The following is a 26,351-nucleotide window of genomic DNA, read 5'->3' as shown; positions in this document are numbered from 1 at the left end:
AACCTCTAAAAAGGAGAGCATGATGATTTCCATCCGCGAACAGTCTTACGGTTTGAATGTGGCGCTGTACAACGAATTTACACTGGACGATTTCCGCCAACTTGAAGCCGCTTTATTGGAAAGCAAGCAAAAAATCCATCTGCCCGACATCCTTTTGGATTTGTCCATGTTGAAAGATTTCACGATCGATATGGCGATGGAGCAAATCAAATTCCTTAATCAACACGAAAACGACTTCGGCCGCGTCGCCGTCATTACAGACGACATTTGGATCAAACTCGGCGCCCGTCTCTCCAGCCTGTTGACCAACCAACATCCGAAATATTTTGACGATACTACCAAGGCGCAAGAATGGCTGTTGGCAAGCAATTTCAAGCAATAGAAATGAAACACTGAATCAGATGAAACATCTTTCTACCCTTTTCACCTTCTGAAACACTTTAGGTAAGGGTCGTCTGAAACATGCAAAATACACACACAAAAATCCTGTTTTAGTGTTACCAATGACGTTTTTTCATTTAAATATGCTAAAACTCGATAATTTGTGTAAAATACGTTCCGCATAAAGGTAAGTCCCATGCTGCTAATTCCCGCAATCGATTTAAAAGAAGGCCGCTGCGTGCGCCTGAAACAAGGTTTGATGGAGCAGGTGACGGTGTTTTCCGATTCGCCCGCCGAAACTGCGCTGCATTGGTTCAAACAAGGCGCGCGCCGTTTGCATTTGGTGGACTTGAACGGCGCATTTGCCGGCATTCCGCAAAACTTTCCCGCCATCAAGGACATCCTAGCCGCCGTTGCCAAAGACATTCCCGTGCAACTGGGTGGTGGAATACGCGACTTACAAACCATTGAAAAATATTTGGATTTGGGACTAAACGACGTCATTATCGGCACGGCGGCGGTGAAAAATCCCGACTTCGTGCGCGAGGCGTGCAAAACGTTTCCCGGGCAGATTATCGTCGGGTTGGATGCCAAAGACGGCATGGTGGCGATAGACGGCTGGGCGACTGTAACCGAGCATCATGTGATTGATTTGGCGAAACGTTTTGAAGACGACGGCGTCAACAGCATTATTTACACCGACATCGGCCGCGACGGCATGATGAGCGGCGTGAACATCGACGCGACCGTCAAATTGGCGCAAGCCGTCGCCATTCCGGTTATCGCGTCGGGCGGATTGACCAATTTGGACGACATCCGCGCTTTGTGTGCCGTTGAGAAACACGGCGTGACGGGTGCGATTACCGGCCGCGCGATTTACGAGGGCAGTATTGATTTTGCCCAAGCGCAGCAGTTGGCGGATTCGCTGGCGTAAGTTGTATTGACGAAACCTGCTGCGCTCGTTTTGGCGAAACTCGTTGCATTCGTTTTCAGACGACCTTATTTAAAACAACCATCAAGGTCGTCTGAAATGATCAAACGTTTACTTACTCACTTGTCCCGCTGTTTTAAAACAATATAGCGGGGAGAAGATACAAAATAATCGGTTGAACCCGTTTGCTTTCATTGTTGCCCTATCTGTATAGACAGGGCAAAAGACGGGTTCGTCTATTTTTCTTCACGATAAAAGGCGGCTGACCGCCGAATATTGCTTTGGGATTCACCATCCCACATTTAATTGTTTTATTTACTTTTTAAGGGGTATTTCATGTTTGAAGCATTTATTTTGGGCTTTTGGATTATCTGGTCGTCCGGTCGCAATGTGCGTCCTCTCAGCGAAGGCTTGGGATTTACCATCATCGCCATTCTCGTCCGTCAGCTTTCCGCGTTCGATATGCCGATGATCGACACCTATTGGATGGTGTTTAACGGCGCGTTGTGGGCATTTGCCAGCGCAGTGTTTTATATCGTCGGGCGCTTCAGCGGCAACTTTATGACTTCCTGCGTATTCGCCGCCATTGCGGGCGTCGGCTATTTCCAACTGCTCCAACACCTGCCCAAATGGGTTCACAACTGGCTGGCGTAACACCTGCCTTGCCGGTATCAATGATTTGAAAGGTCGTCTGAAACGGATTGTCCGTTTGGGTAAAATCCGTTGTATAGGTTTTAGCGAAACCCGCTGCGCTCTTTTTCAGACGACCTCATTCCTAGGTTTGGAAAGGCATTCAAAATGGCACTGGCAAAACGCATCATCCCCTGTCTCGACGTCAAAAACGGCCGCGTCGTCAAAGGCGTGAACTTTCTAGGTTTGCGTGATGCGGGCAAACCCGTCGATGTCGCCAAACGCTACAACGACGAAGGCGCGGACGAGCTGACCTTCCTCGACATCACAGCCTCCTCCGACAACCGCGACACCATTTTGCACGTCATCGAAGACGTTGCCTCACAAGTTTTCATTCCGCTGACCGTCGGCGGCGGTGTGCGCACCGTAGCCGACATCCGCCGCCTGCTCAATGCCGGTGCGGACAAAGCCAGCATCAACACCGCCGCCGTCACCAATCCCGATTTAGTCAACGAAGCCGCCGGATTTTTCGGCTCGCAAGCCATCGTCGTCGCTGTCGATGCCAAAGCCGTCAATCCCGAAAACACCCGCTGGGAAATTTTCACCCACGGCGGGCGCACACCGACGGGCTTGGACGCAGTCGAATGGGCGGTTGAAATGCAACGTCGCGGCGCGGGCGAAATCCTGCTCACCAGCATGGACAGAGACGGCACGAAACGAGGCTTCAACCTGCCGCTGACCCGCGCCGTCAGCGAAGCGGTCGATATTCCCGTCATCGCTTCCGGCGGCGTCGGCAATGTGCAGCATCTGATTGACGGCATCAAAGAAGGCAAAGCGGATGCCGTGCTTGCCGCCAGTATTTTCCACTTCGGCGAAGTCAGTATCCGTGATGCGAAGCTCGCCATGCGCGAAGCCGGAATCGAAGTGCGCCTGTAAGTTGAACTTGATTGACTCAAGGTCGTCTGAAAACGAGTGCAACGAGTTTCGCCAAAACAAATAAGGATGCCGAACATGGATAACAGCTTGCTTGAAGCCGTCAAATTTGATGAAAAAGGCTTGGTCTGCGCCATCGCCCAAGACCGGCAGACCCGCCGCGTATTGATGGTCGCATGGATGAACGCCGAAGCGCTGCAAAAAACCGTAGAAACCGGTTTCGCCCACTATTACAGCCGTTCGCGCCAAAAACAATGGATGAAGGGCGAAGCATCAGGGCACACGCAAAAAGTGTACGAATTGCGCCTCGACTGCGACGGCGACGCCATCGTGATGCTGATAGACCAAAACGGCGGCATCGCCTGCCATACGGGGCGAGAAAGCTGTTTCTACAAAGTTTGGAAAGACGGCGAATGGCAGACGGTTGATGCCGTGTTGAAAGACGAAGAAGCCATTTATGGGCATACGCATCCTTTAGAGGTCGTCTGAAAACGAGCGCAGCGAGTTTCGCTAAAAAATCGGGTTGATGATTGACTGTTGTCAGAACACTCGCCCAAAACCCGGCAAGCCTATGCCTTATCCGAATAATCCTTATCCTTCAAAGCCGAAAATCCCATGACCGACACCATCCTCTCCCAAATCCAAAACACCATCGACTCCCGCAAAGGCGGTGATCCCGAAGCTTCCTACGTCGCCCAACTTCTGCACAAAGGCGAAGATAAAATCCTCAAAAAAGTCATCGAAGAAGCGGGCGAAGTGCTTATGGCGTCGAAAGACGGTGGCGGCGAACACCTCATTTACGAAGTTGCCGACTTATGGTTTCACACCATGGTTCTCTTGGCGCACCACGGTTTGCGCGCCGAAGATGTCGTCAACGAGCTTGCGCGCCGTCAAGGTTTATCGGGCTTGGCGGAAAAAGCCTCTCGCAAAGAGCCTTGAATTTATATTACAATCCGACCTTATTCGTTTTTCTGCCGTCTGTTTGACGAAACGCGCTGCACTCGTTTTAGCGAAACTCGCTGTGCTCGTTTTCAGACGACCTCGGAGCCATTATGGACAACTGTATTTTCTGTAAAATCGCCGCCAAAGATATTCCGGCGCAAACCGTGTACGAAGACGACGAGATGTTGTGCTTCAAAGACATCCGCCCCGCCGCGCCGGTTCATCTGCTGCTGATTCCGAAAGTCCATTTCGACTCGCTGGCACACGCCGCGCCCGAACATCAAACCCTCTTGGGCAAAATGATGTTGAAAGTCCCTCAAATTGCTGAAGCGGCAGATTTGACCGACGGCTTCAAAACCCTGATCAACACAGGCAAAGGCGGCGGGCAGGAAGTGTTCCACCTGCATATCCACATCATGGGTACGCCTGCGTAAACCAACATTTCAAATATCCATTCTCAACTATATCAAGGATTTACCATGTTCTCTCTGTGGCACTGGATTATCGTATTAATTATCGTCGTTTTGGTTTTCGGTACCAAAAAACTGCGCAACGTCGGCAAAGACCTCGGCGGTGCCGTGCATGACTTCAAACAAGGTCTGAACGAAGGTACTGACGGTAAAAAAGACGAAGTCATCGAACACAAAAAAGACGAAGACAAAGCATAATCTATGTTTGATTTCGGTTTGGGCGAGCTGCTGTTAGTCGGCATTGTCGCCCTGATTGTACTTGGTCCCGAGCGTCTGCCCGAAGCCGCCCGTACTGCCGGACGGCTTATCGGCAAGCTGCAACGCCTCGTCAGCAGCGTCAAGCAGGAATTCAACACCCAAGTCGAATTGGAAGAGCTGCGCAAAGCCAAACAGGAATTTGAAGCCGCCGCCGCACAAGTGCGCGACAGCATCAAGGAAGTCGGTACGGATATGCAGGACAACCTGCGCGACATTTCCGACGGACTCAAACCTTGGGAACGCCTGCCGGCGCAACGCACGCCTGCCGATTTCGGTTTGGATGAACACGGCAACCCGCTTCCTTCGTTAAGCGCGGAAGTTTCAGACGACCCGGCTGTTTCCACGTCGTCTGAAACCGCTATGGCGCAAGCAGACACTACGACGGATGCCGTCGAAACCGACACGCCTGCGGAATCCGAGCAAGATCGCGCATGGCGCGAATATCTGACCGGCAGCGCCGCTCCGGTGTCCAATGCCGTAGAAGTCAGCTATATCGACACTTCCGCATACGCGCCCGTGCTGCATATCACCTCCCTCAAAAAACAAGCGATGAACCGCAAGCGCGACCTGCGTCCGAAATTTCATGCCAAACCCAAACTTCGCGTCCGTAAAAAGTGAGTAAACCGGTGTCCGAACCTCAAAACGAACAACCCGTCCAACCTCTTATCGAACACCTTATCGAGCTGCGCCGCCGCCTGATGTGGATCGTCATCGGCATCGTCGTCTGCTTTTTCAGCATGATGCCGTTTGCCCAGCAGCTTTATACCTTCGTGGCCGACCCCCTGATGGCAAACTTGCCCAAAGACACCAGCATGATTGCCACCGACGTCATCGCGCCGTTTTTTGTACCGGTGAAAGTGACGCTGATGGCAGCATTCCTCGTTTCCCTGCCGCATACGCTCTACCAAATCTGGGCATTCGTCGCGCCCGCCCTCTACCAAAACGAAAAACGCCTGATTACCCCGCTTGTGCTATCCAGCGTCAGTCTGTTTTTTATCGGCATGGCGTTTGCCTACTACCTCGTTTTCCCCGTCATCTTTAAATTCCTCGCGGGTATTACCCCCGTCGGCGTCAACATGGCGACCGACATCGACAAATATCTGTCCTTTATTTTGGGCATGTTCGTCGCATTCGGCACGACTTTCGAAGTCCCTGTCGTTGTCGTCCTGCTCGCCAAAATCGGCATCGTAACCACCGAACAACTCAAAAACGCACGCCCCTACGTCATTGTCGGCGCATTCATCATTGCCGCCATCATTACCCCGCCGGACGTGATTTCCCAAACCCTGCTTGCCGTCCCGCTTATCTTGCTTTACGAAGCAGGCATCTGGTGCAGCCGCTTTATCAAACCCAAATCGGACAAAACCGACGAACACCCGCCCCTTCCGCCCGCAGAAACTTAAATCTAGCCTGCGGATATAGCCTGCAAAGGGCAAAGGTCGTCTGAAACGAAACATCCCGTTTCAGACGACCTTTTTCATACGCCAGCGTTTGCGTGTTTTACCGACCTTATATCGAAATCCCCACCAATTTCCTGCATTGCCCCTTTCAGACGACCTCTCTATAATCCCCGTTTCCATCCTAAAAACAGGAAACATTTCATGAACATCACAGAAATCGTCCGCCAGCGATACAGCACCAAATCTTTCGACCTGTCCAAAAAAATCGCTGCCGAAGACTTCGCCCATATCGAAGCCGCCCTGCGCAACAGCCCTTCCAGCGTCAATATGCAGCCGTGGCACTTTATCATCGCCGATGACGAAGCGGGCAAAGCGCGCATTGCCAAATCCACCGAAAAACTCCCTTACAATACCCCGAAAATTACTCATGCGTCCCATGTCGTCGTTTTCGCCGCCCGCGTTTGCGCCGACGATGATTATGTCGCCGCCGTATTGGCGCAAGAAGACAAAGACGGACGTTTCGCCACGGAAGAAGCCAAGCAGGCAGGCGATTCCACCCGCCGCCTGTTCTTAGGCATCCACCGCAACCAAATCCAAGATGAAGAGCAATGGCTTGCCAAACAAGTCTATCTCAACATGGGCTTCACCCTGCTCGCCGCTGCCGCAGCAGGTATCGACGCCGTGCCGATGGAAGGCGTCGATTTGCAGGTTTTGAATGAGGAATTCGGCTTGACTGAAAAAGGCTACAAAGCCGTCGCCGTCGTCTCCTTCGGCTACCGTGCCGCAGACGATTTCAACGCCGCCCTGCCCAAATCGCGTTTTGAAAACGAAGTCATCTTCACCAAAATCTAAACCCGATAGAAACAAAAACAAGGTCGTCTGAAACCGGACAATGCAGGATTGAACTGGCCCCCAAATCTTGGACACTCATAAAAGCCTATTCAGGCGCTCTGTGCAAGCTGGGTTCTGTATGCGACAGGACTCAGCTTTTTCAATTTCAAACTGCAACGCTCCCGGTTGTAGTAATCCATATAGTCATCTATCTGCTTCATCAATTCATCTACCGTCAATTCACCTGCGTTATAGAAACACTCTGTCTTCAACACCGCAAAGAAGCTTTCCATCGGCGCATTGTCCCAACAGTTCGCCTTACGCGACATGCTTTGAACCATGGAATGTTTTGCAATCAATTTCCTATATTCCGCCGTACGGTACAGCACACCTTGGTCCGAATGAAGCATCGTTCCTTTAGCAGTCAGACGGGGTGCGGCTTTTTCGAGCATTTCCTTCACCATTTCGCTGTTAGCATTGCGGCTCATGGCGTAGGCGACGATTTCTCGGTTGAACAAGTCCAAGATTGGCGAGAGGTACAGTTTGCCGTCCTTTCCTTTGAGTTCGGTCACGTCGGTCAGCCATTTTTCGTTGGGCTTTCGGGCTGTGAACCGGCGTTTGAGGAGGTGTTCCGATATTTCGCCCATGGCGGGATGGCGGTAGGCTTTTTTCGCCCGTATTTTGGCTTTCAGCCCCATCTGTTTCATTAACCGAGCTGCTTTTTTGCGGTTCCAATCCAATGCTGCGGCAATGCGCCTTTGCCCGTAGCGTCCTTTATGCCGCCGGTAGGTTTCGACGAGGAGGGCTTTGTCGGCTGTGTCGGGGTCGGGTCGGTCTTGGTGGTGGTAGTAAAAGCTGCTTTTGGGCAGGTTTGCGATGTGCAGCAGGTATTTGAGCGGGTGTTGCGCCCTCAGTGTTTGGACGGTTTGGCTTTGTCCTTTGCGGTCCGCTTTTGGCTGAGGGCTTTTAACTCCTTTAGGTAGGCGACCTCTGCGCGCATATAGCACAGTTCTTCAATAAGCTCTGCCTGCGTTTTTTCTTGGTCGGGTTTATCTGCGATGAAGGGGTTTTTGCGGTGTTGGGGCATGGTTTTGGATTGGGGATGTTCGAGTGCGCCGATACCGCCTTCTTGATAGGCGCGTATCCATCGTCTCAGGTGGGTTCGGGAAATGCCGTAGTGGTCTGCGGTACGCTGTTGGCTGCGTATATGCAGGTAGTGGAGTACGGCTTGGTATTTGAAGTGTAATGTATATTTGCTCATAAAAAAACTGCACCTTGTGAGTTGGAGGGGATGTCCAACTTTTGGGGTGCAGTTCAGGATTTCAGACGACCTTATTTGTATCAGCCAATCGCGGCAACGATAGGATTAAATCGCCGCTTCCGCGCGTTCACCCGTCCGTATCCGAATCACTTCTTCAACCGGCAACACAAAAATCTTGCCGTCGCCAATTTTTCCTGACCGCGCAGTCTCGACAATGATATCGATGGCGCGTTCCACATCTTCATCAGCCAACACCAGCTCGACTTTGACTTTCGGCAGAAAATCAACCGCATACTCTGCGCCGCGGTAAATTTCGGTATGCCCTTTCTGACGGCCAAAACCTTTCACTTCGCTGACCGTCATGCCGCTGATCCCGATTTCGGTCAATGCTTCGCGGACATCGTCCAATTTAAACGGCTTAATCACAGCTTCGATTTTTTTCATGATATTTTTCCTTAAATTTCAGGATGGCGCGGCATTCAACCCTCAACCGATTTTGTTTGGGCAAAAGCGCCGAATCAAATCAAACACACAGCCTCACGTTTATTTTTTACACAAGATACTGCGGCCGAATTGCCCGCCACCCCTAAGCGTAGAACAGATTGAATATTATAGTGAAACCCTGACAAAACCGCTATGGCGCGCTTTCCATCGGTTTTCACCCATTTTCCAACACACTCCATTTATAGTGGATTAACAAAAATCAGGACAAGGCGACGAAGCCGCAGACAGTACAGATAGTACGGAACCGATTCACTTGGTGCTTCAGCACCTTAGAGAATCGTTCTCTTTGAGCTAAGGCGAGGCAATGCCGTACTGGTTTAAAGTTAATCCACCATAACACGGACAAACAGGAATAAAAAGCGATACAAGGTCGTCTGAAAAAGATTTTTAGGCATAAAATTTCCTGAATATTCTATTTTTTTATTTAATCAGTATTTTTCATCCAAAATTCAGCATAATGTTTTTTTGATATTTACCATTCAGGATTTTGATTTACGTTAAAATATGCCTTTTTTTGTGAAGGTCGTCTGAAAAAGACGGAGAGAATAGATGTCTGAACAACATACACACGCTTCGACTTGGAAAAGCAAAATCAATGCGCTGGGTCCCGGAATCATGATGGCTTCGGCGGCGGTCGGCGGTTCGCACCTGATTGCCTCGACACAGGCGGGCGCGCTTTACGGCTGGCAGCTTGCATTGATTATTATTTTGACTAACCTCTTCAAATACCCGTTTTTCCGCTTCAGCGCGCATTACACGCTGGATACGGGCAAAAGCCTGATTGAAGGCTATGCCGAGAAAAGCCGCGTTTATTTGTGGGTATTCCTGATTTTGTGCGTTATCTCGGCAACGATTAACGCGGGTGCGGTCGCCATCGTGACCGCCGCCATCGTCAAAATGGCGATTCCCTCGCTGACGCTGAATGTCGGCGCAATCTCCGCGCTGATTATGGCTTCCTGTCTGATTATTTTGGCGAGCGGACGCTACAAGGCTTTGGACAACGTTTCCAAAATCATCATCGTCAGCCTGACGATTGCCACAGTCGCCGCCGCCGCCATCGCCATGTCGCGCGGCATGCAGATGAAACCCGACTTTATCGAGCCTACCCCATGGACACTGGCAGGCTTGGGCTTCTTAATCGCGCTGATGGGCTGGATGCCGGCGCCAATTGAAATTTCCGCCATCAACTCGCTGTGGGTTACTGAAAAACAACGCATCAACCCTTCCAGCTACCGCGACGGTATTTTCGACTTCAACGTCGGCTACATCACCAGCGCAGTGTTGGCGGTTGTCTTCCTCGCCTTGGGCGCGTATGTGCAGTACGGCAACGGTGAGGCAGTGCAAATGGCTGGCGGCAAATACGTCGGTCAACTGATCAATATGTACGCCGTCACCATCGGCGATTGGTCGCGTCCGATGGTGGCGTTTATCGCCTTCGCCTGTATGTACGGCACGACGATTACCGTAGTGGACGGCTACGCGCGTGCGATTGCCGAGCCGGTGCGCCTGCTGCGCGGCAAAGACAAAACGGGCAACGTCGAACTCTTTGCCTGGAACGTTTGGGTCGCGGGTACGGGCTTGGCAGTGATTTTCTGGTTCAACAGTGCGATGGCGGAGCTGCTCAAATTCGCCATGATTACCGCCTTCGTTTCTGCCCCCGTGTTCGCTTGGCTGAACTACCGCCTCGTTAAAGGCGACAAACGCCACAAGCTGACGGCAGGTATGGACCTCCTCGCCATCCTCGGCTTGATTTACCTGACCGGGTTTACGGTTTTGTTCCTGCTGAACCTGACAGGCATCTTGGCTGCACCTAAGTAAGCCCAATCAAAACAAAGGTCGTCTGAAAACCGGATTTTGGTTTTCAGACGACCTTTTGTTATGTATGGCAAAATGTTCAAACGAAGGGATGAACTTCAAACCGATACAGCAAAGCAAACCAACATTGCGTCTGTCCATCAGAAACCCTGCCATATCCTTTTGAATTTCCAACCAAACCCATTATAATAAAGCCTCCTCGCGCCGTCGCGGACGACTCCCGACGGCATTTATTATGGAAAAATTATGAAGCCGTCTATCTTAGAAAAACTACAACAACTCAGCGACCGACTGGAAGAAGTCACCCACCTTCTCGGACAGCCCGAAGCCACGTCCGATATGGACAACTACCGCAAGCTCACGCGCGAACACGCCGAATTGACACCCGTGGTCGAAGTGTTCCAAAACTATCAGCTGGCGCAAAGCGACTTGGCGGATGCTGAAGAAATGCTGTCCGACCCCGAAATGAAAGACTTTGCCGCCGAAGAAATCGAAGCGGCAAAAGTCAAAATCGACACGCTCGATACCGAACTGCAAAAACTGCTGCTGCCCAAAGATGCCGACGACGACAAAAACATCTTCATCGAAGTGCGCGCCGGAACAGGCGGCGACGAAGCCGCGCTGTTTGCAGGCGATTTACTGCGTATGTACAGCCGCTACGCCGAGCGCAACCGCTGGCAGGTCGAAATCGTTTCCGCCAACGAAAGCGAGTTGGGCGGCTATAAAGAAGTCATCGCCCGCATTGTCGGTTTGGGCGCCTACAGTCGTCTGAAATTCGAATCGGGCGGCCACCGCGTGCAACGCGTCCCCGCCACCGAAAGCCAAGGCCGTATCCATACCTCCGCCTGTACCGTCGCCGTCATGCCCGAAGCGGACGAACTTGAAGACATCGAGCTGAACCCCGCCGACCTGCGCATCGACACCTTCCGCGCATCCGGCGCGGGCGGTCAGCACATCAACAAAACCGACTCCGCCGTCCGCATCACCCACCTGCCCACAGGCATGGTGGTCGAGTGCCAAGACGGCCGCAGCCAACACGCCAACAAGGCGCAGGCAATGAAAGTCCTTGCCGCCCGCCTGAACGACGCGCAAAAACGCGAAGCCCAGGCCAAAGAAGCCGCCGAGCGCAAATCCCTCATCGGCAGCGGCGACCGCAGCGAGCGCATCCGCACCTACAACTACCCGCAAGGCCGCGTAACCGACCACCGCATCAACCTCACCCTGCACAAGCTGGATTTTGTGATGGACGGCGACTTGGAAGAAATTACCAACGCCCTGATTGCCGAACATCAGGCAGAGCTTCTAGCGGCAATGGGCGATTGATGAGACGATTGACGCTTGGTGCCAAAGCGTGAAGGCAGGCTTGATGGCGGGAAAACAAGTTCTGCCGCAACGTAAATCAAGCCCCAGCCGTCGCCCGCCGTCCTTTCCGTAACCATAAAAATCCTGTGCGGAAATGGCGGCGCTTCTAAAACACTTTCCCAACGCCTTCAAACGCAAACCCAGATAAGCCGACTTCCGCCCGTTCCTCCAACACTGCCGCTTTTTCAGACGACCCATCCCAACCCATGAACACCCCGCTCACCCGCCGCCGCTTTTTCGCCATCGCCGCCCTGACTGCCGCCGGAGCGACCGCGCCCTTTCTCCTGAACCGCACCCGCTCCGCCCCGCTACCGACTGCTGGCGAACCTATCATCTGGAAAGGCATTGCGCTGGGTTCCGGCGCCGAGCTCCGCCTCTTCGGCGTTGACCGCAAAGAAGCTGAAATCCTTGTCAACAAAGTTCTCGCCGAAGTCGCCCGCCTCGAAAAAATCTTCAGCCTCTACCGCGAAGACAGCCTGATCAACCGACTGAACAAAGAAGGTCGTCTGAACAACCCGCCACCCGACTTCCTCGCCCTTTTGAGCATCTGCCGCGACATCCACGCCCTGACAGACGGCGCGTTCGACCCCACCGTCCAAGTGTTGTGGAACCTTTACGCAGACCATTTCCGCCGCAACCCGCGTGCCGAAACCCCGCCGTCCGAACCAGACATCCGGCGCACCCTCAAACTCGTCGGCTTCAAACACGTCGTCTTCGACCAAAAAGCCATCCTCTTCGAACAAAAAGGCATGGGCTTATCCCTCAACGGCATCGCCCAAGGCTACATCACCGACAAAATCACCGCCCTGCTGCAACAACACGGCATCCGCCAAGCCCTCGTCGATATGGGCGAAATCCGCGGCTTCGACACCGACAACCAACGCACATGGAACGTCGGCATCCGCAATCCCCAAAACGAAGAAGCCACCCTCCTGACTATCCCCATGCAAAACCAAGCCTTCGCCACATCAGGCGGCTACGGTACCGTGATGGACGAAGCCGGCAAGTTCACCCACCTCTTCGACCCGCGCACCGGCACTGCCACCCCGCGCTACCGCAGCGTCAGCGTCATGGCGCCGACCGCCGCCGTTGCCGATGCCTTCTCCACCGCGTTCTCCATCATGGACGAAGCCGCCATCCGAACCGCCGCCCGCGCCAAACAGGCAAAAGTCTGGCTGGTCATGCCCGACAACCGCATCGAAACCCCAGCCTGAACGACTTATAGTGGATTAACTTTAAATCAGGACAAGGCGACGAAGCCGCAGACAGTACAGATAGTACGGCAAGGCGAGGCAACGCCGTACTGGTTTAAAGTTAATCCACTATATTCTCCAAAATGGTGTAGGCTCTGCCTACAAAGAAACGCAGCTACAAGGTCGTCTGAATGCCCAAACTCCACCAAATCATCGAACGCCATTGGCAACGCCCCAATCCGTTTTTATCTTTACTGCTCAAACCCTTATCCATGCTATTTGCCAAAATTGCGGCGAAACGGCGCGATGATTTCGTTTCAGGTCGTCTGAAAAGCGAAAAGCTGCCCGTGCCTGTGGTCGTGGTCGGCAATATCCACGCGGGCGGGACGGGGAAAACGCCGATTGTCGCCGCGCTGGTGTCAGGTTTGCAGGAAAAAGGCGTCAAGGTCGGCATCATCAGCCGGGGCTACGGGCGCAAAAGTAAGGCGGTTCATGTATTGGATGCCGCGAGCCGTGCAGAAGATGCGGGCGACGAGCCTTTGCTGCTGTTCCGTAAAACCGGCGCGCCGACGGCGGTGGGCAGCAGCCGTGCGGAGGCAGGCAGGGCGTTGCTGGCGGCGCATCCCGACATCAGGCTGATTGTGGCGGACGACGGCTTGCAGCATTACGCCCTGCGGCGGGATGTGGAAATCGCCGTGTTTCCGGCGGTGGATACGGGGCGGACGGATTTGGATTTGCTGCCCAACGGCAGTTTGCGCGAACCTTTGCCGCGTCTGGATTCGGTGGATGCGGTCGTGGTCAGCGGCGGTCAAGCGGATGCGTCGTTTGCGCCGTCTAAAAATATGTTCCACAGCCGTATTGAAACGGGACAAATTTACCGTTTGAACCAGCCGTCTGAAATACTGGATACAGGTCGTCTGAAAAACCAAACAGTCGCCGCCGTGGCGGGTATCGCCAAACCGGAGCGTTTTTTTGATTCGCTGCGGAACATGGGCATCACATTGAACCAAACCGTCGCGCTGCCCGATCATGCCGACATCGCAGCGGCAGATTTGCCCAATGCGGACGCGGTCATTATTACGGAGAAAGATGCGGTCAAGTTTTCAGACGACCTCAATCTGAATCATGTATGGGTGTTGCCTGTTTGTGCGATAATCGAACCTGATTTGGCGGCGTTTGTGTTGGAACGGCTGAAAGATTCCCGACAGGTCGTCTGAAATCAATTGAATCTTTGTTGCTGTTTGTCTTAAATAATAAGGAAATTTATAAACATGAAAAAACTGCTGCTCACTTTCATTGCCATTGCCGCCTGTTCCGCCGCAACAGCCGCACCCCCAAGCGATAAGTCTTTAAATAGATGGATGGAAGTCCAGCATATCGAACGCGACTTTATCAAAAATCTGACCAACATGGCAGAAGCACAAAACCGACTGCTCATGCAACCGGTCATCGCCTCATATCCACCGGAACTGCAGCCGCAATTACAAGCCGCGTCAGACCGTTATGCAAACAAAGTGTTTACAGCCTATTTAACACCGCAACGTAGAGACAAATTAATGAAAGAAATAAAAAAAGTTGCCAAGGACGAGTTCACTCAACAAGAGATTGATGCCATGATTGCGTTTTATGAGACTCCCGTAGGACAATCTATCATGGAGAAAAATTCGGCATTCATAAAAAAACTCGCCAATATAGGGGCAAGCGAAGCGGATATGAAAGAAATAGAAACAATTAGCGAACGCTACCTAATTGAATTTGAAAAAGAAGTCGAAAAAATCATGCCTGAAGAATGTACCCCCTAAACCTTAAACTTAAAAAAGGAGAAAAAGATGAAACTGAAAACCTTATTATTGCCCTTCGCCGCGCTGGCATTTTGTGCCAACGCATTTGCCGCTACACCCAGCGATGCGTCGCTGGAGCGTCTGTTTGAAGTGCAGAAGATGGATGCCCTGTTGGACCAGTCTTTCCAAAGCATGGAGGGCATTGTGCTTTCCGATCCGAATGTACAGAAATTTTTGAAAGATGCGCCGGAAGACAAACGTCCGCAGTTGGAAGCAGTCTTGAAAAAGTATGCAAACCAATCGATTGCCGAAATCAACACGCCGCAAGTGCGCGCCCAATTGCGTAAAGCGACTTTAGACGGCATGAAGACGGTTTATACGCAAGAAGAAGTCAACGCATTGATTGGCTTTTACAGCACGGCGGTAGGTCAATCGATAATGGACAAAACGCCGCGCTATCTTGAGGCAACGATGAAACCTATGATGAACATTCTTGCCGGTAAATACACCCAATCCAACCAAAGCGCAAACCTGAGACGTGAAATCCGCCAAATCATGTGCGACGGCAAAAATCCTGCCCAAGCCTGCGCCAAACAGCCGAACAAACCGGCACGGAAGAAATAATGCCGCTTGAGGTCGTCTGAAAACGAGCGAAGCGAGTTTCGCCAAAACGAGCGAAGCGAGCTTCGCTAAAACCATCAAACCCGAAAGAAACCCCATGGAAAAAAAATTCTTAGACATCCTCGTCTGCCCCGTTACCAAAGGCAGACTGGAATATCATCAGGACAAACAGGAATTGTGGAGCCGTCAGGCGAAGCTGGCTTATCCGATTAAAGACGGCATTCCCTATATGCTGGAAAACGAAGCGCGTCCGTTGAGCGAAGAGGAACTCAAAGCATGACCGAATTCGTCGTATTGATTCCGGCGCGGCTGGATTCATCGCGCCTGCCCAGAAAAGCCTTGGCGGATATTCACGGCAAACCGATGGTCGTGCGCGTTGCCGAACAGGCGGCAAAAAGCAAAACCGCGCGCGTCGTCGTTGCCACCGACCATCCCGATATTCAGATGGCCTGTCAGGCGCACGGCGTCGAAGTCGTCATGACTTCAAACCGGCACGAAAGCGGCACGACGCGCCTTGCCGAAGCCGCCGCTGCGCTGAAGCTGCCGCAACATCTGGTGGTCGTCAACGTACAGGGCGACGAGCCACTGATTGCCCCCGAACTCATCGACCGCACCGCCGAAGTCTTGGTGGAAAACAACGTGCAAATGGCGACCGCGGCGCACGAATTGCACGATTTCGACGAATTTATGAATCCCAACGTCGTCAAAGTCGTCCTTGACAAAAACCGCAACGCCATCTACTTCAGCCGCGCCCCGATTCCCTATCCGCGCGATACCATGCGCGCCGAAAAACGCGAATTGCCCGCCGAAACCGCCGTCCTGCGCCATATCGGCATCTACGCCTACCGCGCCGGTTTCCTGCAACGCTACGCCGAAATGAGCGTCTCGCCGCTGGAAACCATCGAATCGTTGGAACAACTGCGCGTCCTGTGGCACGGCTACCCGATTGCCGTCGAAACCGCCAAAGAAGCCCCCGCCGCCGGTGTAGATACGCAAGAGGATTTGGACAGGGTCAGGGCTGCGTTCGAGGTCGTCTGAAAACGAGCGAAGCTTCAATAATTCAATCCCTCTTTCTTTGGAAGAGGGTAACCGTAGCGAGGGTTCAGCCCTCGCTACGGACTATGGAAAACGAATTCAATCTTTCAGAAAATGTGAAAATAAAAAGGGAAGAAAAATGGAAAATAATGAATATTCTAAATTTAGAGAATTAAATTACACAAAAGATTATGATTTTGAAGAGTTTTGGGAGGCGAATGAATATACAAAAGATATTTTTGAAGAGTTTTGGGAGAAGAATGAACATACAAAAGATATTTTTGAAAATTCACGGCTCTTTGCTCAGAGTTATAAAAAGTTTAACGATATAGATGAGTGTGTTTATTTGGTTGACAAGTCTATTAGCGAATACTTAATAAATAAAATCTATAACGAAAAACAAGAAAAGGTTATTTGTTGTTTTTCCTCACGTAAAATTATAGGTACTGATGGAGAAGAATTAATGTGGGCTCATTATGCTAATGGCTCAAAAGGTATAAGGATTGACTTTTCCATTGATTATGAGAAATTTGCGGAAGTTGAAGGATATGTCAAAGAAGTTGAGTATAGGCAAAAAAATCAATTTAATAATAGTAATGATTTAGAAAAAGAATTAAATGAAAATAAGTTACAAAACATAATATGTCGCAAAAGCGAAGCTTGGAAATATGAACAAGAGCATAGGGCAATTTTTACAAAAGGAGATAATAATTATTTATCTATAAAAATTGAAAGAATCACTTTTGGTCGTGGTTGTGGTTTTTTCCCTAACAAAAAACTAAATAATCCTGAATCGGAACAGGAAAATGCTTGGAAGCATATCTTAAAAATTGCAAGCTTTATTTATAAAGTTATGAAAGAAAGTAACAAAAATAAAGGTGTTATGCCAAAATTTTATTATTACCAAGATAAATATTCGTTAGAACCAGTTGAAATACCAAAAGAAAAATTAGATTCAGAATTAGAAAGAGTAACCAAATTACAAGATGAAATACAACTCTTAGAACAAAAAATAGTTGATTTGAAAAAAGAAATCAACAACCCGACAATCCGTTCTAAACAAACACCAACAGAAAGCCTGTTATGACCGATTTACGCCATTTGAGCCGCGAGGAGCAAAAACTGCTTGCCGACGTTGCCCTGCTGGTTCAAAACGACGATCAAGAGTTTAACTATGAAATGTTGAAAGCCGCCGCGCCGGACGAAGCCAGCGGCGAGTTTTGGTTCCGTATGGCGGAAACGCTCAGCACGCTGCCGCCCAACCGTTCGCTGGATTTACGCCTGAACGGCGGCAGGCTGACGGTTGCCGTATTGATTTTGTCGGTATTGTTGCAAGACAGCCCCGAGATTCCGCAGCTTTGGGCGCAAAAGGTGATTGCGCTCAACTACTTGGCACACGGGCATCAGACCCGCGCGCGCGGTTTGGTGCAGCAGGCGGACAAGGCGGCGGAAGCCAACGAGGAAGAGTATTTGGCGAAGACTTTATCGCAAAACCTGCTTTCCACTTTGAAAGACGCATTGGAGCGGTTTCCCGAAGACACATGGTTTGCCGAAATGCGCGATGACGCATGGAAACATTTCGGCGCGGAACAGGCCGTCTGAAGTTTTGAACGATAAACGCAAGCCGTGTAAAATCATTTGAATCACGTTTCAAATCCATATCACTTAACAAGAAGGAACACCCATGAAAGTATTATTGTTAGGCGCGCCGGGCGCGGGTAAAGGCACTCAGGCACAATTCATCACCGCTGCGTTCGGCATTCCGCAAATTTCCACCGGCGATATGCTCCGCGCTGCGATTAAAGCAGGCACGCCGCTGGGTTTGGAAGCGAAAAAAATCATTGACGAAGGCGGCTTGGTGCGCGACGACATCATCATCGGCATGGTGAAAGAACGCATCGCGCAAGACGACTGCAAAAACGGTTTCCTGTTCGACGGTTTCCCGCGCACGCTGGCACAAGCCGAAGCAATGGTTGAAGCGGGCGTGGATTTGGACGCGGTCGTTGAAATCGACGTACCCGACAGCGTGATTGTCGACCGCATGAGCGGCCGCCGCGTCCACTTGGCTTCCGGCCGCACCTACCACGTTACCTATAATCCGCCCAAAGTCGAAGGCAAAGACGACGTAACCGGCGAAGATTTGATTCAGCGCGACGACGACAAAGAAGAAACCGTCAAAAAACGCCTTGCCGTGTACCACGAGCAAACCGAAGTGCTGGTCGATTTTTACAGCAAGCTTGAAGGTGAACATGCGCCGAAATACATCAAAGTTGACGGCACTCAGCCGGTAGAAGCCGTAAAAGCCGAAATATTAGGCGCATTGGGCAAATAAATCGAAAAGGTCGTACCCACGGGCAGGCTTCGCACTCTGAAAACAGGAAATCAGGTTTTCAGACGACCTCTTTTTGATAAACAGCGTGATAGACAATAACGGCTGTGCCTACAGGCAAAACCCAAAACGAAAACACCATGAATCCTTTAATCACCGACTTCCAAACTCCGCAACAACGCACCCCTGTCATCGTTGCCCTTGATTTTGCCAACGAAAAAGACACGCTCGGATTCGTCCGCAACCTTGATCCGACCTTGTGCCAAATCAAAATCGGCAAAGAGCTGTTTACCGCTACGGGGCCCAGTTTGGCGGAAAGCCTGATTCATCAGGGTTTCAAACTCTTTCTCGATTTGAAATACCACGACATTCCCCACACCGTCGCGCAAGCCTGCAAAGTCGCCGCCGACATGGGCGTGTGGATGGTCGATATGCACGCATCGGGCGGCCGCCGCATGATGGAAGCCGCCTCCGAAGCCGTTGCCGGATACGGCACGAAACCGCTCTTAATCGGCGTAACCGTATTGACCAGCATGGAACAAAGCGATTTGGCGGAAATCGGTTTGAACATCGCCCCTGAAGAACAAGTCATCCGCTTGGCGAAACTGGCGCAAAGTTCGGGCTTGGACGGCGTGGTCTGCTCCGCCCAAGAAGCCGCGCCGCTGCGCCGCGAATTAGGGCAGGATTTTGTCTTGGTCACGCCCGGCATCCGTTTGGACGTTGCCGGCAACAACGACGATCAACGCCGCATCATGACGCCCGCCGAAGCATTGGCGGCAGGTTCGACTTATCTGGTGATGGGCCGCCCCGTTGCCCAAGCCGCCGATCCGGTAGCCGTATTGCGCGAAGTGAACCGCGTGGCGAACGCTTAAGGTCGTCTGAAATATGAGAGCCATCGTCATCGGGGCAACCGGCGCAACAGGCAAATCCCTGTTGCCCTTGCTGACAGCACATTCGGAAATCGAGCATATAGATTGCTTCGGACGCAGAAATCCCGATTTTTCCCATCCCAAGCTGTACGCTCATCAGATTGATTTTGCCCGGATTGAAACATGGCGTGATGAAGTGCAGGGAGATGTGTTGTTTGCCTGCTTGGGCACGACTTTGAAAGCGGCAGGCAGCAAAGAGGCGCAATGGGCTGTCGATTACAAAGCGAATCTTGAGTTTGCCAAAGCCGCACGAGAAAACGGCGTGAATACCTTGGTTTTGGTTTCTGCTTCCGGCGCTAATGCCGCTTCACGCCTGTTTTATCAAAGGATGAAAGGCGAATTGGAGCAGGCATTAATTGCTTTGAACTTTCCGCGCCTTATCATTTTCCGTCCGCCATTGCTGATTCGTCCGAATAGCGACCGCTTGGGCGAAAAAATCGCCAAACGGATTTTGTACGGACTCAACCGCATCGGCCTGCTGAAAAACCAACGCCCGCTTGCCGTTGAAGCATTGGCGCAAGCCATGTTGAAGGCAGCTTTGAGGTCGTCTGAACATTCAGTGCAGGTGTATGAACCTCAGGACATTTTCAGACTTTCGGACGGATAATCCGAATACGCAGTTTTGCAGAAAATTTTAACAACGGAGCCAGTATGGTTACCAAGTTCCAACAAGAAACCCTCAAATCCCGTTTCGCACAAGCCAAAGTCCTTGTTGTCGGCGACGTGATGCTCGACCGCTATTGGTTTGGCGACGTGTCCCGTATTTCGCCCGAAGCCCCCGTGCCGGTGGCGAAAATCGGACGAATCGACCAACGCGCGGGCGGTGCGGCGAACGTTGCGCGCAACATCGCTTCGTTGGGCGGTAAAGCAGGGCTATTGTCCGTAACCGGCGACGACGAAGCCGCCGACGCGCTCGACGCGCTGATGGCGCAAGACGGCGTCGCCTCCTATCTGATGCGCGACAAACAAATCGCCACCACCGTCAAACTGCGCGTCGTCGCCCGCAACCAGCAGCTTATCCGCCTTGATTTTGAAGAGCATCCTAACCGCGAAGTGTTGGAGCAAATCAAGCAGAAATACAGCGAAGTATTGTCCGAATACGACGCAATCATTTTTTCAGACTATGGCAAAGGCGGCCTGTCACACATCTCCGATATGATAGATTGGGCAAAGCACGCAGGTAAAACCGTATTAATCGACCCCAAAGGCGACGATTACGAAAAATACGCCGGCGCCACCTTGATTACACCCAACCGCGCCGAATTGAAAGAAGTGGTCGGCAGTTGGAAAAATGAAAGCGAGCTGACCGAAAAAGCGCAAAACCTGCGCCGCCATCTCGACCTGACCGCCGTTTTACTGACCCGAAGCGAAGAAGGCATGACCCTGTTCAGCGAAGGCGAACCCATTTACCAGCCCACCCGCGCCCAAGAAGTTTACGACGTATCCGGCGCAGGCGACACCGTCATTGCCGGAGTAGGCTTGGGGCTGGCGGCAGGCTACACCATGCCCGAAGCCATGCACCTCGCCAATACCGCCGCCGGCGTCGTCGTCGCCAAACTCGGCACAGCGGTTTGCTCGTTTGCAGAGTTGAACAAAGCATTGGAAGAGCAGTAATTTCTTTTTCAGACGACCCCGTCTTTCCAAGGTCGTCTGAAACGAGTGCAACGAGTTTCGCCAAAACCAAAAAACAAAGGAAACCCAATATGACCATCATCGTAACAGGCGCGGCCGGCTTTATCGGCAGCAACATCGTCAAAGCCCTCAACCAACGCGGCATTACCGACATCGTCGCCGTCGACAACCTGACCCGTGGCGAAAAATTCAAAAACCTTGCCGAGTGCGAAATCGCCCACTACCTCGACAAACACGAATTCATCCGCCAAGTGCGCGGTCATCTTCTGCCCTACGAAAACATCGAAGCCGTCTTCCACCAAGGCGCATGTTCCGACACCATGAACCACGACGGCCTCTACATGATGGACAACAACTACCAGTACACGCTTGACCTTTTGGACTGGTGTCAGGACGAACGCATTCCCTTCCTCTACGCCTCCAGCGCCGCCGTGTACGGCAAAGGCGAAATCTTCCGCGAAGAGCGCGAACTTGAAAAACCGCTCAACGTCTATGGCTACTCCAAATTCCTATTCGACCAAGTATTGCGCCGCCGCATGAAAGAAGGCCTGACCGCCCAAGTCGTCGGCTTCCGCTACTTCAACGTTTACGGACAACACGAACAACACAAAGACCGCATGGCATCCGTCGCCTTCCACCATTTCAACCAATACCGCGAACACGGTTACGTCAACCTGTTCGGTGCCAACGACGGCTACGGCAACGGCGAACAAACCCGCGACTTCGTCAGCGTCGAAGACGTCGCCAAAGTCAACCTCTACTTCTTCGACCATCCCAACCTCTCCGGCATCTACAACCTAGGCACCGGCCGCAGCCAACAGTTCAACGAACTCGCCGCCGCCACCGTCAACGCCTGCCGCGCCGCCGAAGGCAAACCTGAACTGAGCTTAAAAGAACTGATAGAAGAAGAACTTATCCGCTACATCCCCTTCCCTGACGCGCTCAAAGGCAAATACCAAAGCTTCACCCAAGCCGACATCACCAAACTGCGCGAAGCCGGATACAAGGAAGAATTTTTGGATGTCAAAGCAGGCGTAGGGCGCTACGTCAAATGGATGCTGGAAAATTTGGCTTAATTTGAAATGCGTATAAAAGAGGTCGTCTGAAAACTCGGATTTGAGGTTTTCAGACGACCTTTCCCATACAAACCTCGTCTGAAACCCCTTATAATCCGACCTTTCCCTATTCTTCCCGCTCCCAATGTCCGAACTCTTCGCGCCCTCTTCCATTTCCGTATCCGAACTCAACGCCCTCGCCAAAGCCTTGCTGGAAGATCATCTTGCCGGCTTGTGGATTGCGGGCGAAGTGTCCAATCTGACCCGTGCCGCCAGCGGGCATTATTATTTCTCGCTCAAAGACAGCCGCGCGCAGGTGCGTTGCGCCATGTTCAAGGGTGCGGCGGCGCGTTTGGCGAAACCTTTGAAAGAAGGTGACCATATCGAAGTGGCGGGCAAAATCAGTATTTACGAGGCGCGGGGCGAATTTCAGATTACCGTGAACGAGGTGCGGCTCAAGGGTTTGGGGCAGCTTTACGAAGCCTACGAGCGTCTGAAGGCGCAGTTGCAGGCGGAAGGCGCGTTTGCGGCGGAACGCAAAAAACCTTTGCCCGCCCGAGCGCAATGTATCGGCATCGTCACCAGTCTGGCAGCGGCGGCATTGCGCGATGTCGTGACCACCTTAAAACGCCGCGCGCCCGAAATTCCCGTCATCGTGTATCCGACCGCCGTTCAAGGCGCGGGCAGCGAGTTTCAGATTGCCCAAGCGATTAAAACCGCCTCGCAACGCGCCGAATGCGATGTGTTGATTGTCTGCCGCGGCGGCGGCAGCATTGAAGACTTGTGGGCGTTTAACGAAGAGCCGGTCGTGCGCGCCATCGAAGCCTGCGCGATTCCGGTCGTCAGCGGCGTGGGACACGAAACCGATTTCACGCTTGCCGATTTCGTCGCCGATGTGCGTGCGCCCACGCCGACCGGCGCGGCGGAACTGGTCAGCCCCAACCGCCAAGAATCGTTACACCGCCTCGCCCAAGCCAAAGGTCGTCTGAAAACCGTTTTGGAACAACGCTATTTCGATGCCAGCCAAAAGCTCGACTGGCTCGCGCGGCAAATCCGCCACCCGCGCCAAAAACTCGACGAACAGCGCACCTACATCCACAAACTGGCGCAAACCCTGTCCTACTCGATGACGCAAAACGTCCGCGCCCACACCGCCCGTTTCGAACGCCAAACCCAAGCCCTGCAACATTACCGCCCCGATATTTCCGTTTACCGGCAAGACATCAACCGCTTTCAGACGACCTTGTCGCACGCCTTCCGCCAACTGCTCGCCCAGCGCCGCCAAAGCCTGACCGCACAAACCACCCTGCTCGAAGCCGTATCGCCGCAGCAGATTCTGGAGCGCGGCTTCTCTGTCGTTAAAAACACACGCGGACAAGTCATCCGCAACGCCAACGCGTTGAAACAAGGGCAGAAACTGCACATCACTTTTGCCGACGGCGAAACCGACGTGCGCGTGACCAAAGAGCTGGCGCAACGAGAATTATTTGATTAATCATCGGCTTGACTGAAGAAGGTCGTCTGAAAACGAGCGCGGCGGGTTTTCGGACGACCTTTTGACTTTGATGGCAAGCGTTTTCCTTCTGTTGCCTAATATAGTGGATTAACTTTAAACCAGTACGGCGTTGCTTCGCCTTGCCGTACTATCTGTACTGTCTGCGGCTTCGTCGCCTTGTCCTGATTTAAATTTAATCCACTATATTGCACTGACTCAAATTTAATCCAAACAAAAAGGTCGTCTGAAAATATTCAGACGACCTTTTGAGTTCAAACTATGAACGATTAATGTTGATGCGCGCCACCGTGACCATGACCGTGACCGTGATCCATGCCGGATTGCGGTGCGGTTTTCACTTCCAGTTGTACGGTTTGAGGTTTGGCATTTTTGAATTTCAGGGTAACAGGTACTTTTTCGCCTTCTTTCAGCGGTTTTTTCAGACCCATGAACATAACGTGGTAACTGCCTGGTTTCAGCTCGGTTACGCCTTTTGCTTCCAGCGGGATGCCGCCTTTAACTTCGCGCATGCGCATTACGCCGTTGTCGTTGACATGGGTATGCACTTCAACGCGGTCGGCTACCGGGCTGCTGCCGCCGACCAAGAAGTCTTGTTTGGCTTCATCGTTGTGGATCTTCATGAACGCGCCGCCCATTTTCATGCCTTCGACAGTAGAACGCGCCCAGCCGTCTTCAACGTGAACACCGGCTGCGGAAGCGGTGGATACCAAACCTGCTGCGATCAGGGTTGCCAATAATTTTTTCATGTATTGCTCCTTTATGATGAAATGGGTGGTTTTGTTGCGGCAAAAGCTTTCCGCGCGACATTGCATGTCGGTAATACTGTTCTCATCCTACATGCAATGGTCGTCTGAATGCTTTGACTCAGATTAAACAAAATGATTCAAATTAATTCATGAGAATTAATACTTAGTAAGTATAAATCATCTCAAAGTAAATTTAAACATACCCGCGCCACAATGCGATCGCCCACACGATACCCAGCATCGTCAAAGCGAGCAATTGCGCGGCGGAGCCGGCATCTTTGGCGCGTTTTGCCAACTCGTGTTTTTCGGTGGACGTGTGATCGACGGCGGCTTCGACGGCGGTGTTGAACAATTCGGTAATCAGTGAAACAAACGACGCAATAATCAGCAGCATTTTGGTCGCGGAGTCAAAATTGAGGATGAAGGCTAACACAATCAAAATCAGGTTCAGCCACAATACTTGGCGGAACGCGCTTTCATAGCGGTAGGCGGCAGCAAGTCCGTCTTTGGAATAGCCGAATGCGTTGATGATGCGTTTGATACCGCTTTTGCCTTTTTTATCGGCAGCGTAAGAAGATGGTTTCATAAGTAATGTTTGTGTAAATGTTTATATAAATAAAAGGAGGTCGTCTGAAAACGAGCGAAGCGAGTTTCGCTAAAACAGATTCGGATTTCAGACGACCTTTTGGGATTATTGTTTAGACCAAGCTTCGACAGCGTCGGCAAACATCGCGGCGACGTCGAAGTTTTTTTGTTTCATGATTTCTTGGAAACCGGTCGGGCTGGTCACGTTGACTTCGGTCAGATTGCTGCCGATGACGTCCAAACCTGCCAGCAAGATGCCGCGGCGTTTGAGTTCGGGGGCGAGGGTTTCGGCGATTTCTCGGTCGCGTTCGCTCAATTCCTGCGCCACGCCGCGTCCGCCTGCTGCAAGGTTGCCGCGTGTTTCGCCGTTTTGCGGAATACGCGCCAAAGCATAGGGGACGACTTCGCCGCCGATAATCAGGATGCGTTTGTCGCCGTGGACGATTTCGGGAATGTAGCGTTGCGCCATGATGGTGCGGGAATCAAGCTGCATCAGCGTTTCGAGGATGCTGCCGATATTGGGGTCTTTTTCGGTCAGGCGAAAAATGCCCATGCCGCCCATGCCGTCCAGCGGTTTGATGATGATGTCGCCGTGTTCTTTCAAAAATGCGCGGACATCGGCGGAACGGGTCGTAACCAGCGTAGGCGCGGTGAACTGGCTGAAATTCAAAATCGCCAGTTTTTCATTGAAGTCGCGCATCGCCTGTCCGCTGTTAAAGACCTTCGCGCCCTGCTGTTCCGCCAGCGTCAGGAATTGAGTGGCGTAGAGATATTGCATATCAAACGGCGGGTCGGTGCGCATAATAACGGCATCGAAGTCTTTCAAGGTAGTCTGAATTTTGTCTGCTGCTTTAAACCATTCATGGTCATCATCGTTTTTCGCGCCGAGAAATTCAAACGACGCAGCTTGAGCGGTCACCAATCCCTGCTGCACAGACAATTCTCCGCTCAAGGTATGGAAAAGCTGCCAGCCGCGTTTTGCCATTTCGCGCATCATGGCGTAGGTGGTGTCTTTGTAGGTTTTGAAACTTGCCATCGGATCGGCAATAAACAGGACTTTCATGGGAACTTCCTTATAAACAAACGACGTAATCATACCTTGTATTGAGGTCGTCTGAAAGGGCGCGGGCAGTTTGGCAAAGAGGTCGTCTGAAAAGCGGTTTGTGAATTGGATTAGACACAAACTCCCTTTTCAGATGACCTCTCTCTAT

The 26,351-nt window shown here is 51.9% G+C and carries 33 protein-coding genes and 1 pseudogene; 28 read left to right on the top strand and 6 right to left on the bottom strand.

Annotated elements, in window-relative coordinates:
* The first annotated feature begins 22 nt into the window (after nucleotides 1–22).
* The 11 genes from ACMYUL_RS09660 (at nucleotide 23) to nfsB (ending at nucleotide 6,797) form a co-directional block, all read left to right on the top strand.
* Complete coding sequence (locus ACMYUL_RS09660) at nucleotides 23–382, top strand: STAS/SEC14 domain-containing protein (RefSeq protein WP_415772944.1); 360 nt, start codon at nucleotides 23–25, stop codon at nucleotides 380–382.
* A 195-nt stretch (nucleotides 383–577) separates the two neighbouring features.
* Nucleotides 578–1,315, top strand: coding sequence for a 1-(5-phosphoribosyl)-5-[(5-phosphoribosylamino)methylideneamino]imidazole-4-carboxamide isomerase (gene hisA, locus ACMYUL_RS09655; protein WP_415770235.1), 738 nt, complete (start codon nucleotides 578–580; stop codon nucleotides 1,313–1,315).
* A gap of 333 nt (nucleotides 1,316–1,648) precedes the next feature.
* Nucleotides 1,649–1,966 (top strand): multidrug transporter MatE, encoded by a 318-nt coding sequence (locus tag ACMYUL_RS09650; RefSeq protein ID WP_070656747.1) that lies wholly within the window; start codon nucleotides 1,649–1,651, stop codon nucleotides 1,964–1,966.
* A 144-nt stretch (nucleotides 1,967–2,110) separates the two neighbouring features.
* Nucleotides 2,111–2,878: an imidazole glycerol phosphate synthase subunit HisF gene (gene hisF / locus ACMYUL_RS09645; protein WP_415770233.1), complete on the top strand. Its 768-nt coding sequence runs from the start codon at nucleotides 2,111–2,113 to the stop codon at nucleotides 2,876–2,878.
* 75 nt (nucleotides 2,879–2,953) lie between these two features.
* Nucleotides 2,954–3,364 carry a phosphoribosyl-AMP cyclohydrolase gene (hisI, locus tag ACMYUL_RS09640; RefSeq protein WP_415770231.1) on the top strand — a complete coding sequence of 137 codons (411 nt, stop codon included), beginning with the start codon at nucleotides 2,954–2,956 and terminating at the stop codon, nucleotides 3,362–3,364.
* Nucleotides 3,365–3,490: 126 nt separating this feature from the next.
* The gene (locus ACMYUL_RS09635) at nucleotides 3,491–3,814 is read left to right on the top strand and encodes a phosphoribosyl-ATP diphosphatase (protein WP_415770229.1); all 324 of its coding nucleotides are present in this window, start codon (nucleotides 3,491–3,493) and stop codon (nucleotides 3,812–3,814) included.
* A gap of 113 nt (nucleotides 3,815–3,927) precedes the next feature.
* Nucleotides 3,928–4,251 (top strand): histidine triad nucleotide-binding protein, encoded by a 324-nt coding sequence (locus ACMYUL_RS09630; protein WP_415770227.1) that lies wholly within the window; start codon nucleotides 3,928–3,930, stop codon nucleotides 4,249–4,251.
* 45 nt (nucleotides 4,252–4,296) lie between these two features.
* Nucleotides 4,297–4,485 carry a Sec-independent protein translocase subunit TatA gene (gene tatA / locus ACMYUL_RS09625; protein ID WP_003769025.1) on the top strand — a complete coding sequence of 63 codons (189 nt, stop codon included), beginning with the start codon at nucleotides 4,297–4,299 and terminating at the stop codon, nucleotides 4,483–4,485.
* A gap of 3 nt (nucleotides 4,486–4,488) precedes the next feature.
* On the top strand, nucleotides 4,489–5,163 hold the full coding sequence (tatB, locus tag ACMYUL_RS09620; protein WP_415770225.1) for a Sec-independent protein translocase protein TatB: 675 nt from the start codon (nucleotides 4,489–4,491) through the stop codon (nucleotides 5,161–5,163).
* 8 nt (nucleotides 5,164–5,171) lie between these two features.
* On the top strand, nucleotides 5,172–5,948 hold the full coding sequence (gene tatC, locus ACMYUL_RS09615) for a twin-arginine translocase subunit TatC (protein WP_070514518.1): 777 nt from the start codon (nucleotides 5,172–5,174) through the stop codon (nucleotides 5,946–5,948).
* Nucleotides 5,949–6,146: 198 nt separating this feature from the next.
* Nucleotides 6,147–6,797, top strand: coding sequence for an oxygen-insensitive NAD(P)H nitroreductase (gene nfsB, locus ACMYUL_RS09610; protein WP_070514519.1), 651 nt, complete (start codon nucleotides 6,147–6,149; stop codon nucleotides 6,795–6,797).
* Between the two features lie 89 nt (nucleotides 6,798–6,886).
* Here nfsB and ACMYUL_RS09605 read toward each other — a convergent pair whose 3' ends face one another.
* The 3 genes from ACMYUL_RS09605 to ACMYUL_RS09595 all read right to left on the bottom strand — a co-directional run bounded on the left by ACMYUL_RS09605 (nucleotide 6,887) and on the right by ACMYUL_RS09595 (nucleotide 8,481).
* Complete coding sequence (locus ACMYUL_RS09605; protein ID WP_415769884.1) at nucleotides 6,887–7,783, bottom strand: IS3 family transposase; 897 nt, start codon at nucleotides 7,781–7,783, stop codon at nucleotides 6,887–6,889.
* A complete protein-coding gene (locus ACMYUL_RS09600) occupies nucleotides 7,687–8,037 on the bottom strand; it encodes a helix-turn-helix domain-containing protein (protein ID WP_003744124.1) in 351 nt (116 codons plus the stop codon). The genes ACMYUL_RS09605 and ACMYUL_RS09600 overlap by 97 nt, the downstream gene beginning before the upstream one ends.
* Before the next feature lie 105 nt (nucleotides 8,038–8,142).
* A complete protein-coding gene (locus tag ACMYUL_RS09595; protein WP_003756171.1) occupies nucleotides 8,143–8,481 on the bottom strand; it encodes a P-II family nitrogen regulator in 339 nt (112 codons plus the stop codon).
* A 609-nt stretch (nucleotides 8,482–9,090) separates the two neighbouring features.
* On the opposite strand from ACMYUL_RS09595, the gene ACMYUL_RS09590 reads away from it, so the two are divergent.
* From ACMYUL_RS09590 to xseA, 17 genes and pseudogenes are all read left to right on the top strand, one after another.
* Nucleotides 9,091–10,359, top strand: coding sequence for an Nramp family divalent metal transporter (locus tag ACMYUL_RS09590; RefSeq protein ID WP_003776858.1), 1,269 nt, complete (start codon nucleotides 9,091–9,093; stop codon nucleotides 10,357–10,359).
* Nucleotides 10,360–10,602: 243 nt separating this feature from the next.
* Nucleotides 10,603–11,679, top strand: coding sequence for a peptide chain release factor 1 (gene prfA, locus ACMYUL_RS09585; RefSeq protein WP_415770221.1), 1,077 nt, complete (start codon nucleotides 10,603–10,605; stop codon nucleotides 11,677–11,679).
* A 245-nt stretch (nucleotides 11,680–11,924) separates the two neighbouring features.
* Nucleotides 11,925–12,932 carry an FAD:protein FMN transferase gene (locus tag ACMYUL_RS09580; RefSeq protein WP_415770219.1) on the top strand — a complete coding sequence of 336 codons (1,008 nt, stop codon included), beginning with the start codon at nucleotides 11,925–11,927 and terminating at the stop codon, nucleotides 12,930–12,932.
* Nucleotides 12,933–13,046 (top strand): annotated as a pseudogene (locus ACMYUL_RS09575) (IS5/IS1182 family transposase); the annotation flags it as partial. It abuts the gene before it with no gap.
* 56 nt (nucleotides 13,047–13,102) lie between these two features.
* The gene (gene lpxK / locus ACMYUL_RS09570) at nucleotides 13,103–14,128 is read left to right on the top strand and encodes a tetraacyldisaccharide 4'-kinase (protein WP_415770217.1); all 1,026 of its coding nucleotides are present in this window, start codon (nucleotides 13,103–13,105) and stop codon (nucleotides 14,126–14,128) included.
* Between the two features lie 54 nt (nucleotides 14,129–14,182).
* Entirely contained in the window at nucleotides 14,183–14,713 is a 531-nt protein-coding gene (locus ACMYUL_RS09565; protein ID WP_246830456.1) for a DUF2059 domain-containing protein, read from the top strand.
* Nucleotides 14,714–14,740: 27 nt separating this feature from the next.
* A complete protein-coding gene (locus tag ACMYUL_RS09560; protein ID WP_070514524.1) occupies nucleotides 14,741–15,316 on the top strand; it encodes a DUF2059 domain-containing protein in 576 nt (191 codons plus the stop codon).
* 94 nt (nucleotides 15,317–15,410) lie between these two features.
* On the top strand, nucleotides 15,411–15,593 hold the full coding sequence (locus ACMYUL_RS09555) for a Trm112 family protein (protein ID WP_002238882.1): 183 nt from the start codon (nucleotides 15,411–15,413) through the stop codon (nucleotides 15,591–15,593).
* The gene (kdsB, locus tag ACMYUL_RS09550) at nucleotides 15,590–16,351 is read left to right on the top strand and encodes a 3-deoxy-manno-octulosonate cytidylyltransferase (protein WP_415770214.1); all 762 of its coding nucleotides are present in this window, start codon (nucleotides 15,590–15,592) and stop codon (nucleotides 16,349–16,351) included. Before ACMYUL_RS09555 ends, kdsB begins: the two co-directional genes overlap by 4 nt.
* 136 nt (nucleotides 16,352–16,487) lie before the next feature.
* Nucleotides 16,488–17,435, top strand: a complete 948-nt coding sequence (locus ACMYUL_RS09545) for a DUF2971 domain-containing protein (protein ID WP_415770212.1) — start codon at nucleotides 16,488–16,490, stop codon at nucleotides 17,433–17,435.
* Entirely contained in the window at nucleotides 17,432–17,950 is a 519-nt protein-coding gene (locus ACMYUL_RS09540) for a 3-deoxy-manno-octulosonate cytidylyltransferase (RefSeq protein ID WP_415770210.1), read from the top strand. Before ACMYUL_RS09545 ends, ACMYUL_RS09540 begins: the two co-directional genes overlap by 4 nt.
* Nucleotides 17,951–18,032: 82 nt before the next feature.
* Nucleotides 18,033–18,680, top strand: coding sequence for an adenylate kinase (gene adk, locus ACMYUL_RS09535; RefSeq protein ID WP_003756137.1), 648 nt, complete (start codon nucleotides 18,033–18,035; stop codon nucleotides 18,678–18,680).
* A 137-nt stretch (nucleotides 18,681–18,817) separates the two neighbouring features.
* On the top strand, nucleotides 18,818–19,549 hold the full coding sequence (gene pyrF, locus ACMYUL_RS09530) for an orotidine-5'-phosphate decarboxylase (RefSeq protein WP_415770208.1): 732 nt from the start codon (nucleotides 18,818–18,820) through the stop codon (nucleotides 19,547–19,549).
* A gap of 13 nt (nucleotides 19,550–19,562) precedes the next feature.
* A complete protein-coding gene (locus tag ACMYUL_RS09525) occupies nucleotides 19,563–20,213 on the top strand; it encodes an NAD(P)H-binding protein (RefSeq protein WP_003768970.1) in 651 nt (216 codons plus the stop codon).
* Nucleotides 20,214–20,257: 44 nt separating this feature from the next.
* On the top strand, nucleotides 20,258–21,220 hold the full coding sequence (hldA, locus tag ACMYUL_RS09520; protein ID WP_415770206.1) for an ADP-heptose synthase: 963 nt from the start codon (nucleotides 20,258–20,260) through the stop codon (nucleotides 21,218–21,220).
* An 89-nt stretch (nucleotides 21,221–21,309) separates the two neighbouring features.
* Nucleotides 21,310–22,314, top strand: coding sequence for an ADP-glyceromanno-heptose 6-epimerase (rfaD, locus tag ACMYUL_RS09515; protein WP_415770204.1), 1,005 nt, complete (start codon nucleotides 21,310–21,312; stop codon nucleotides 22,312–22,314).
* 124 nt (nucleotides 22,315–22,438) lie between these two features.
* Nucleotides 22,439–23,788 (top strand): exodeoxyribonuclease VII large subunit, encoded by a 1,350-nt coding sequence (xseA, locus tag ACMYUL_RS09510; RefSeq protein WP_415770202.1) that lies wholly within the window; start codon nucleotides 22,439–22,441, stop codon nucleotides 23,786–23,788.
* Between the two features lie 287 nt (nucleotides 23,789–24,075).
* On the opposite strand, the gene ACMYUL_RS09505 is transcribed toward xseA, so the two are convergent.
* From ACMYUL_RS09505 to gshB, 3 genes are all read right to left on the bottom strand, one after another.
* On the bottom strand, nucleotides 24,076–24,555 hold the full coding sequence (locus tag ACMYUL_RS09505) for a copper chaperone PCu(A)C (protein ID WP_049229883.1): 480 nt from the start codon (nucleotides 24,553–24,555) through the stop codon (nucleotides 24,076–24,078).
* 193 nt (nucleotides 24,556–24,748) lie between these two features.
* Nucleotides 24,749–25,141, bottom strand: coding sequence for a diacylglycerol kinase (locus ACMYUL_RS09500; RefSeq protein WP_415770199.1), 393 nt, complete (start codon nucleotides 25,139–25,141; stop codon nucleotides 24,749–24,751).
* Between the two features lie 105 nt (nucleotides 25,142–25,246).
* Nucleotides 25,247–26,203 carry a glutathione synthase gene (gshB, locus tag ACMYUL_RS09495; RefSeq protein WP_415770197.1) on the bottom strand — a complete coding sequence of 319 codons (957 nt, stop codon included), beginning with the start codon at nucleotides 26,201–26,203 and terminating at the stop codon, nucleotides 25,247–25,249.
* Nucleotides 26,204–26,351: the final 148 nt, after the last annotated feature.

It is taken from the genome of Neisseria sp. CP9 (genome assembly GCF_047758525.1).
GTDB lineage: Bacteria > Pseudomonadota > Gammaproteobacteria > Burkholderiales > Neisseriaceae > Neisseria.
The sequence above is the reverse complement of the archived record's forward strand: the minus strand, read 5'-3'. Positions and strand labels throughout refer to the sequence as shown.

Excerpts from the sequence above, each read along its gene's own strand:
- ACMYUL_RS09660 (WP_415772944.1), top strand. The coding sequence starts at position 23 with ATGATTTCCATCCGCGAACAGTCTTACGGTTTGAATGTGGCGCTGTAC.
- hisA (WP_415770235.1), top strand. The coding sequence starts at position 578 with ATGCTGCTAATTCCCGCAATCGATTTAAAAGAAGGCCGCTGCGTGCGC.
- ACMYUL_RS09650 (WP_070656747.1), top strand. The coding sequence starts at position 1,649 with ATGTTTGAAGCATTTATTTTGGGCTTTTGGATTATCTGGTCGTCCGGT.
- hisF (WP_415770233.1), top strand. The coding sequence starts at position 2,111 with ATGGCACTGGCAAAACGCATCATCCCCTGTCTCGACGTCAAAAACGGC.
- hisI (WP_415770231.1), top strand. The coding sequence starts at position 2,954 with ATGGATAACAGCTTGCTTGAAGCCGTCAAATTTGATGAAAAAGGCTTG.
- ACMYUL_RS09635 (WP_415770229.1), top strand. The coding sequence starts at position 3,491 with ATGACCGACACCATCCTCTCCCAAATCCAAAACACCATCGACTCCCGC.
- ACMYUL_RS09630 (WP_415770227.1), top strand. The coding sequence starts at position 3,928 with ATGGACAACTGTATTTTCTGTAAAATCGCCGCCAAAGATATTCCGGCG.
- tatA (WP_003769025.1), top strand. The coding sequence starts at position 4,297 with ATGTTCTCTCTGTGGCACTGGATTATCGTATTAATTATCGTCGTTTTG.
- tatB (WP_415770225.1), top strand. The coding sequence starts at position 4,489 with ATGTTTGATTTCGGTTTGGGCGAGCTGCTGTTAGTCGGCATTGTCGCC.
- nfsB (WP_070514519.1), top strand. The coding sequence starts at position 6,147 with ATGAACATCACAGAAATCGTCCGCCAGCGATACAGCACCAAATCTTTC.
- ACMYUL_RS09600 (WP_003744124.1), bottom strand. The coding sequence starts at position 8,037 with ATGAGCAAATATACATTACACTTCAAATACCAAGCCGTACTCCACTAC.
- ACMYUL_RS09595 (WP_003756171.1), bottom strand. The coding sequence starts at position 8,481 with ATGAAAAAAATCGAAGCTGTGATTAAGCCGTTTAAATTGGACGATGTC.
- ACMYUL_RS09590 (WP_003776858.1), top strand. The coding sequence starts at position 9,091 with ATGTCTGAACAACATACACACGCTTCGACTTGGAAAAGCAAAATCAAT.
- prfA (WP_415770221.1), top strand. The coding sequence starts at position 10,603 with ATGAAGCCGTCTATCTTAGAAAAACTACAACAACTCAGCGACCGACTG.
- ACMYUL_RS09580 (WP_415770219.1), top strand. The coding sequence starts at position 11,925 with ATGAACACCCCGCTCACCCGCCGCCGCTTTTTCGCCATCGCCGCCCTG.
- lpxK (WP_415770217.1), top strand. The coding sequence starts at position 13,103 with ATGCCCAAACTCCACCAAATCATCGAACGCCATTGGCAACGCCCCAAT.
- ACMYUL_RS09565 (WP_246830456.1), top strand. The coding sequence starts at position 14,183 with ATGAAAAAACTGCTGCTCACTTTCATTGCCATTGCCGCCTGTTCCGCC.
- ACMYUL_RS09560 (WP_070514524.1), top strand. The coding sequence starts at position 14,741 with ATGAAACTGAAAACCTTATTATTGCCCTTCGCCGCGCTGGCATTTTGT.
- ACMYUL_RS09555 (WP_002238882.1), top strand. The coding sequence starts at position 15,411 with ATGGAAAAAAAATTCTTAGACATCCTCGTCTGCCCCGTTACCAAAGGC.
- kdsB (WP_415770214.1), top strand. The coding sequence starts at position 15,590 with ATGACCGAATTCGTCGTATTGATTCCGGCGCGGCTGGATTCATCGCGC.
- ACMYUL_RS09545 (WP_415770212.1), top strand. The coding sequence starts at position 16,488 with ATGGAAAATAATGAATATTCTAAATTTAGAGAATTAAATTACACAAAA.
- ACMYUL_RS09540 (WP_415770210.1), top strand. The coding sequence starts at position 17,432 with ATGACCGATTTACGCCATTTGAGCCGCGAGGAGCAAAAACTGCTTGCC.
- adk (WP_003756137.1), top strand. The coding sequence starts at position 18,033 with ATGAAAGTATTATTGTTAGGCGCGCCGGGCGCGGGTAAAGGCACTCAG.
- pyrF (WP_415770208.1), top strand. The coding sequence starts at position 18,818 with ATGAATCCTTTAATCACCGACTTCCAAACTCCGCAACAACGCACCCCT.
- ACMYUL_RS09525 (WP_003768970.1), top strand. The coding sequence starts at position 19,563 with ATGAGAGCCATCGTCATCGGGGCAACCGGCGCAACAGGCAAATCCCTG.
- hldA (WP_415770206.1), top strand. The coding sequence starts at position 20,258 with ATGGTTACCAAGTTCCAACAAGAAACCCTCAAATCCCGTTTCGCACAA.
- rfaD (WP_415770204.1), top strand. The coding sequence starts at position 21,310 with ATGACCATCATCGTAACAGGCGCGGCCGGCTTTATCGGCAGCAACATC.
- xseA (WP_415770202.1), top strand. The coding sequence starts at position 22,439 with ATGTCCGAACTCTTCGCGCCCTCTTCCATTTCCGTATCCGAACTCAAC.
- ACMYUL_RS09505 (WP_049229883.1), bottom strand. The coding sequence starts at position 24,555 with ATGAAAAAATTATTGGCAACCCTGATCGCAGCAGGTTTGGTATCCACC.
- ACMYUL_RS09500 (WP_415770199.1), bottom strand. The coding sequence starts at position 25,141 with ATGAAACCATCTTCTTACGCTGCCGATAAAAAAGGCAAAAGCGGTATC.
- gshB (WP_415770197.1), bottom strand. The coding sequence starts at position 26,203 with ATGAAAGTCCTGTTTATTGCCGATCCGATGGCAAGTTTCAAAACCTAC.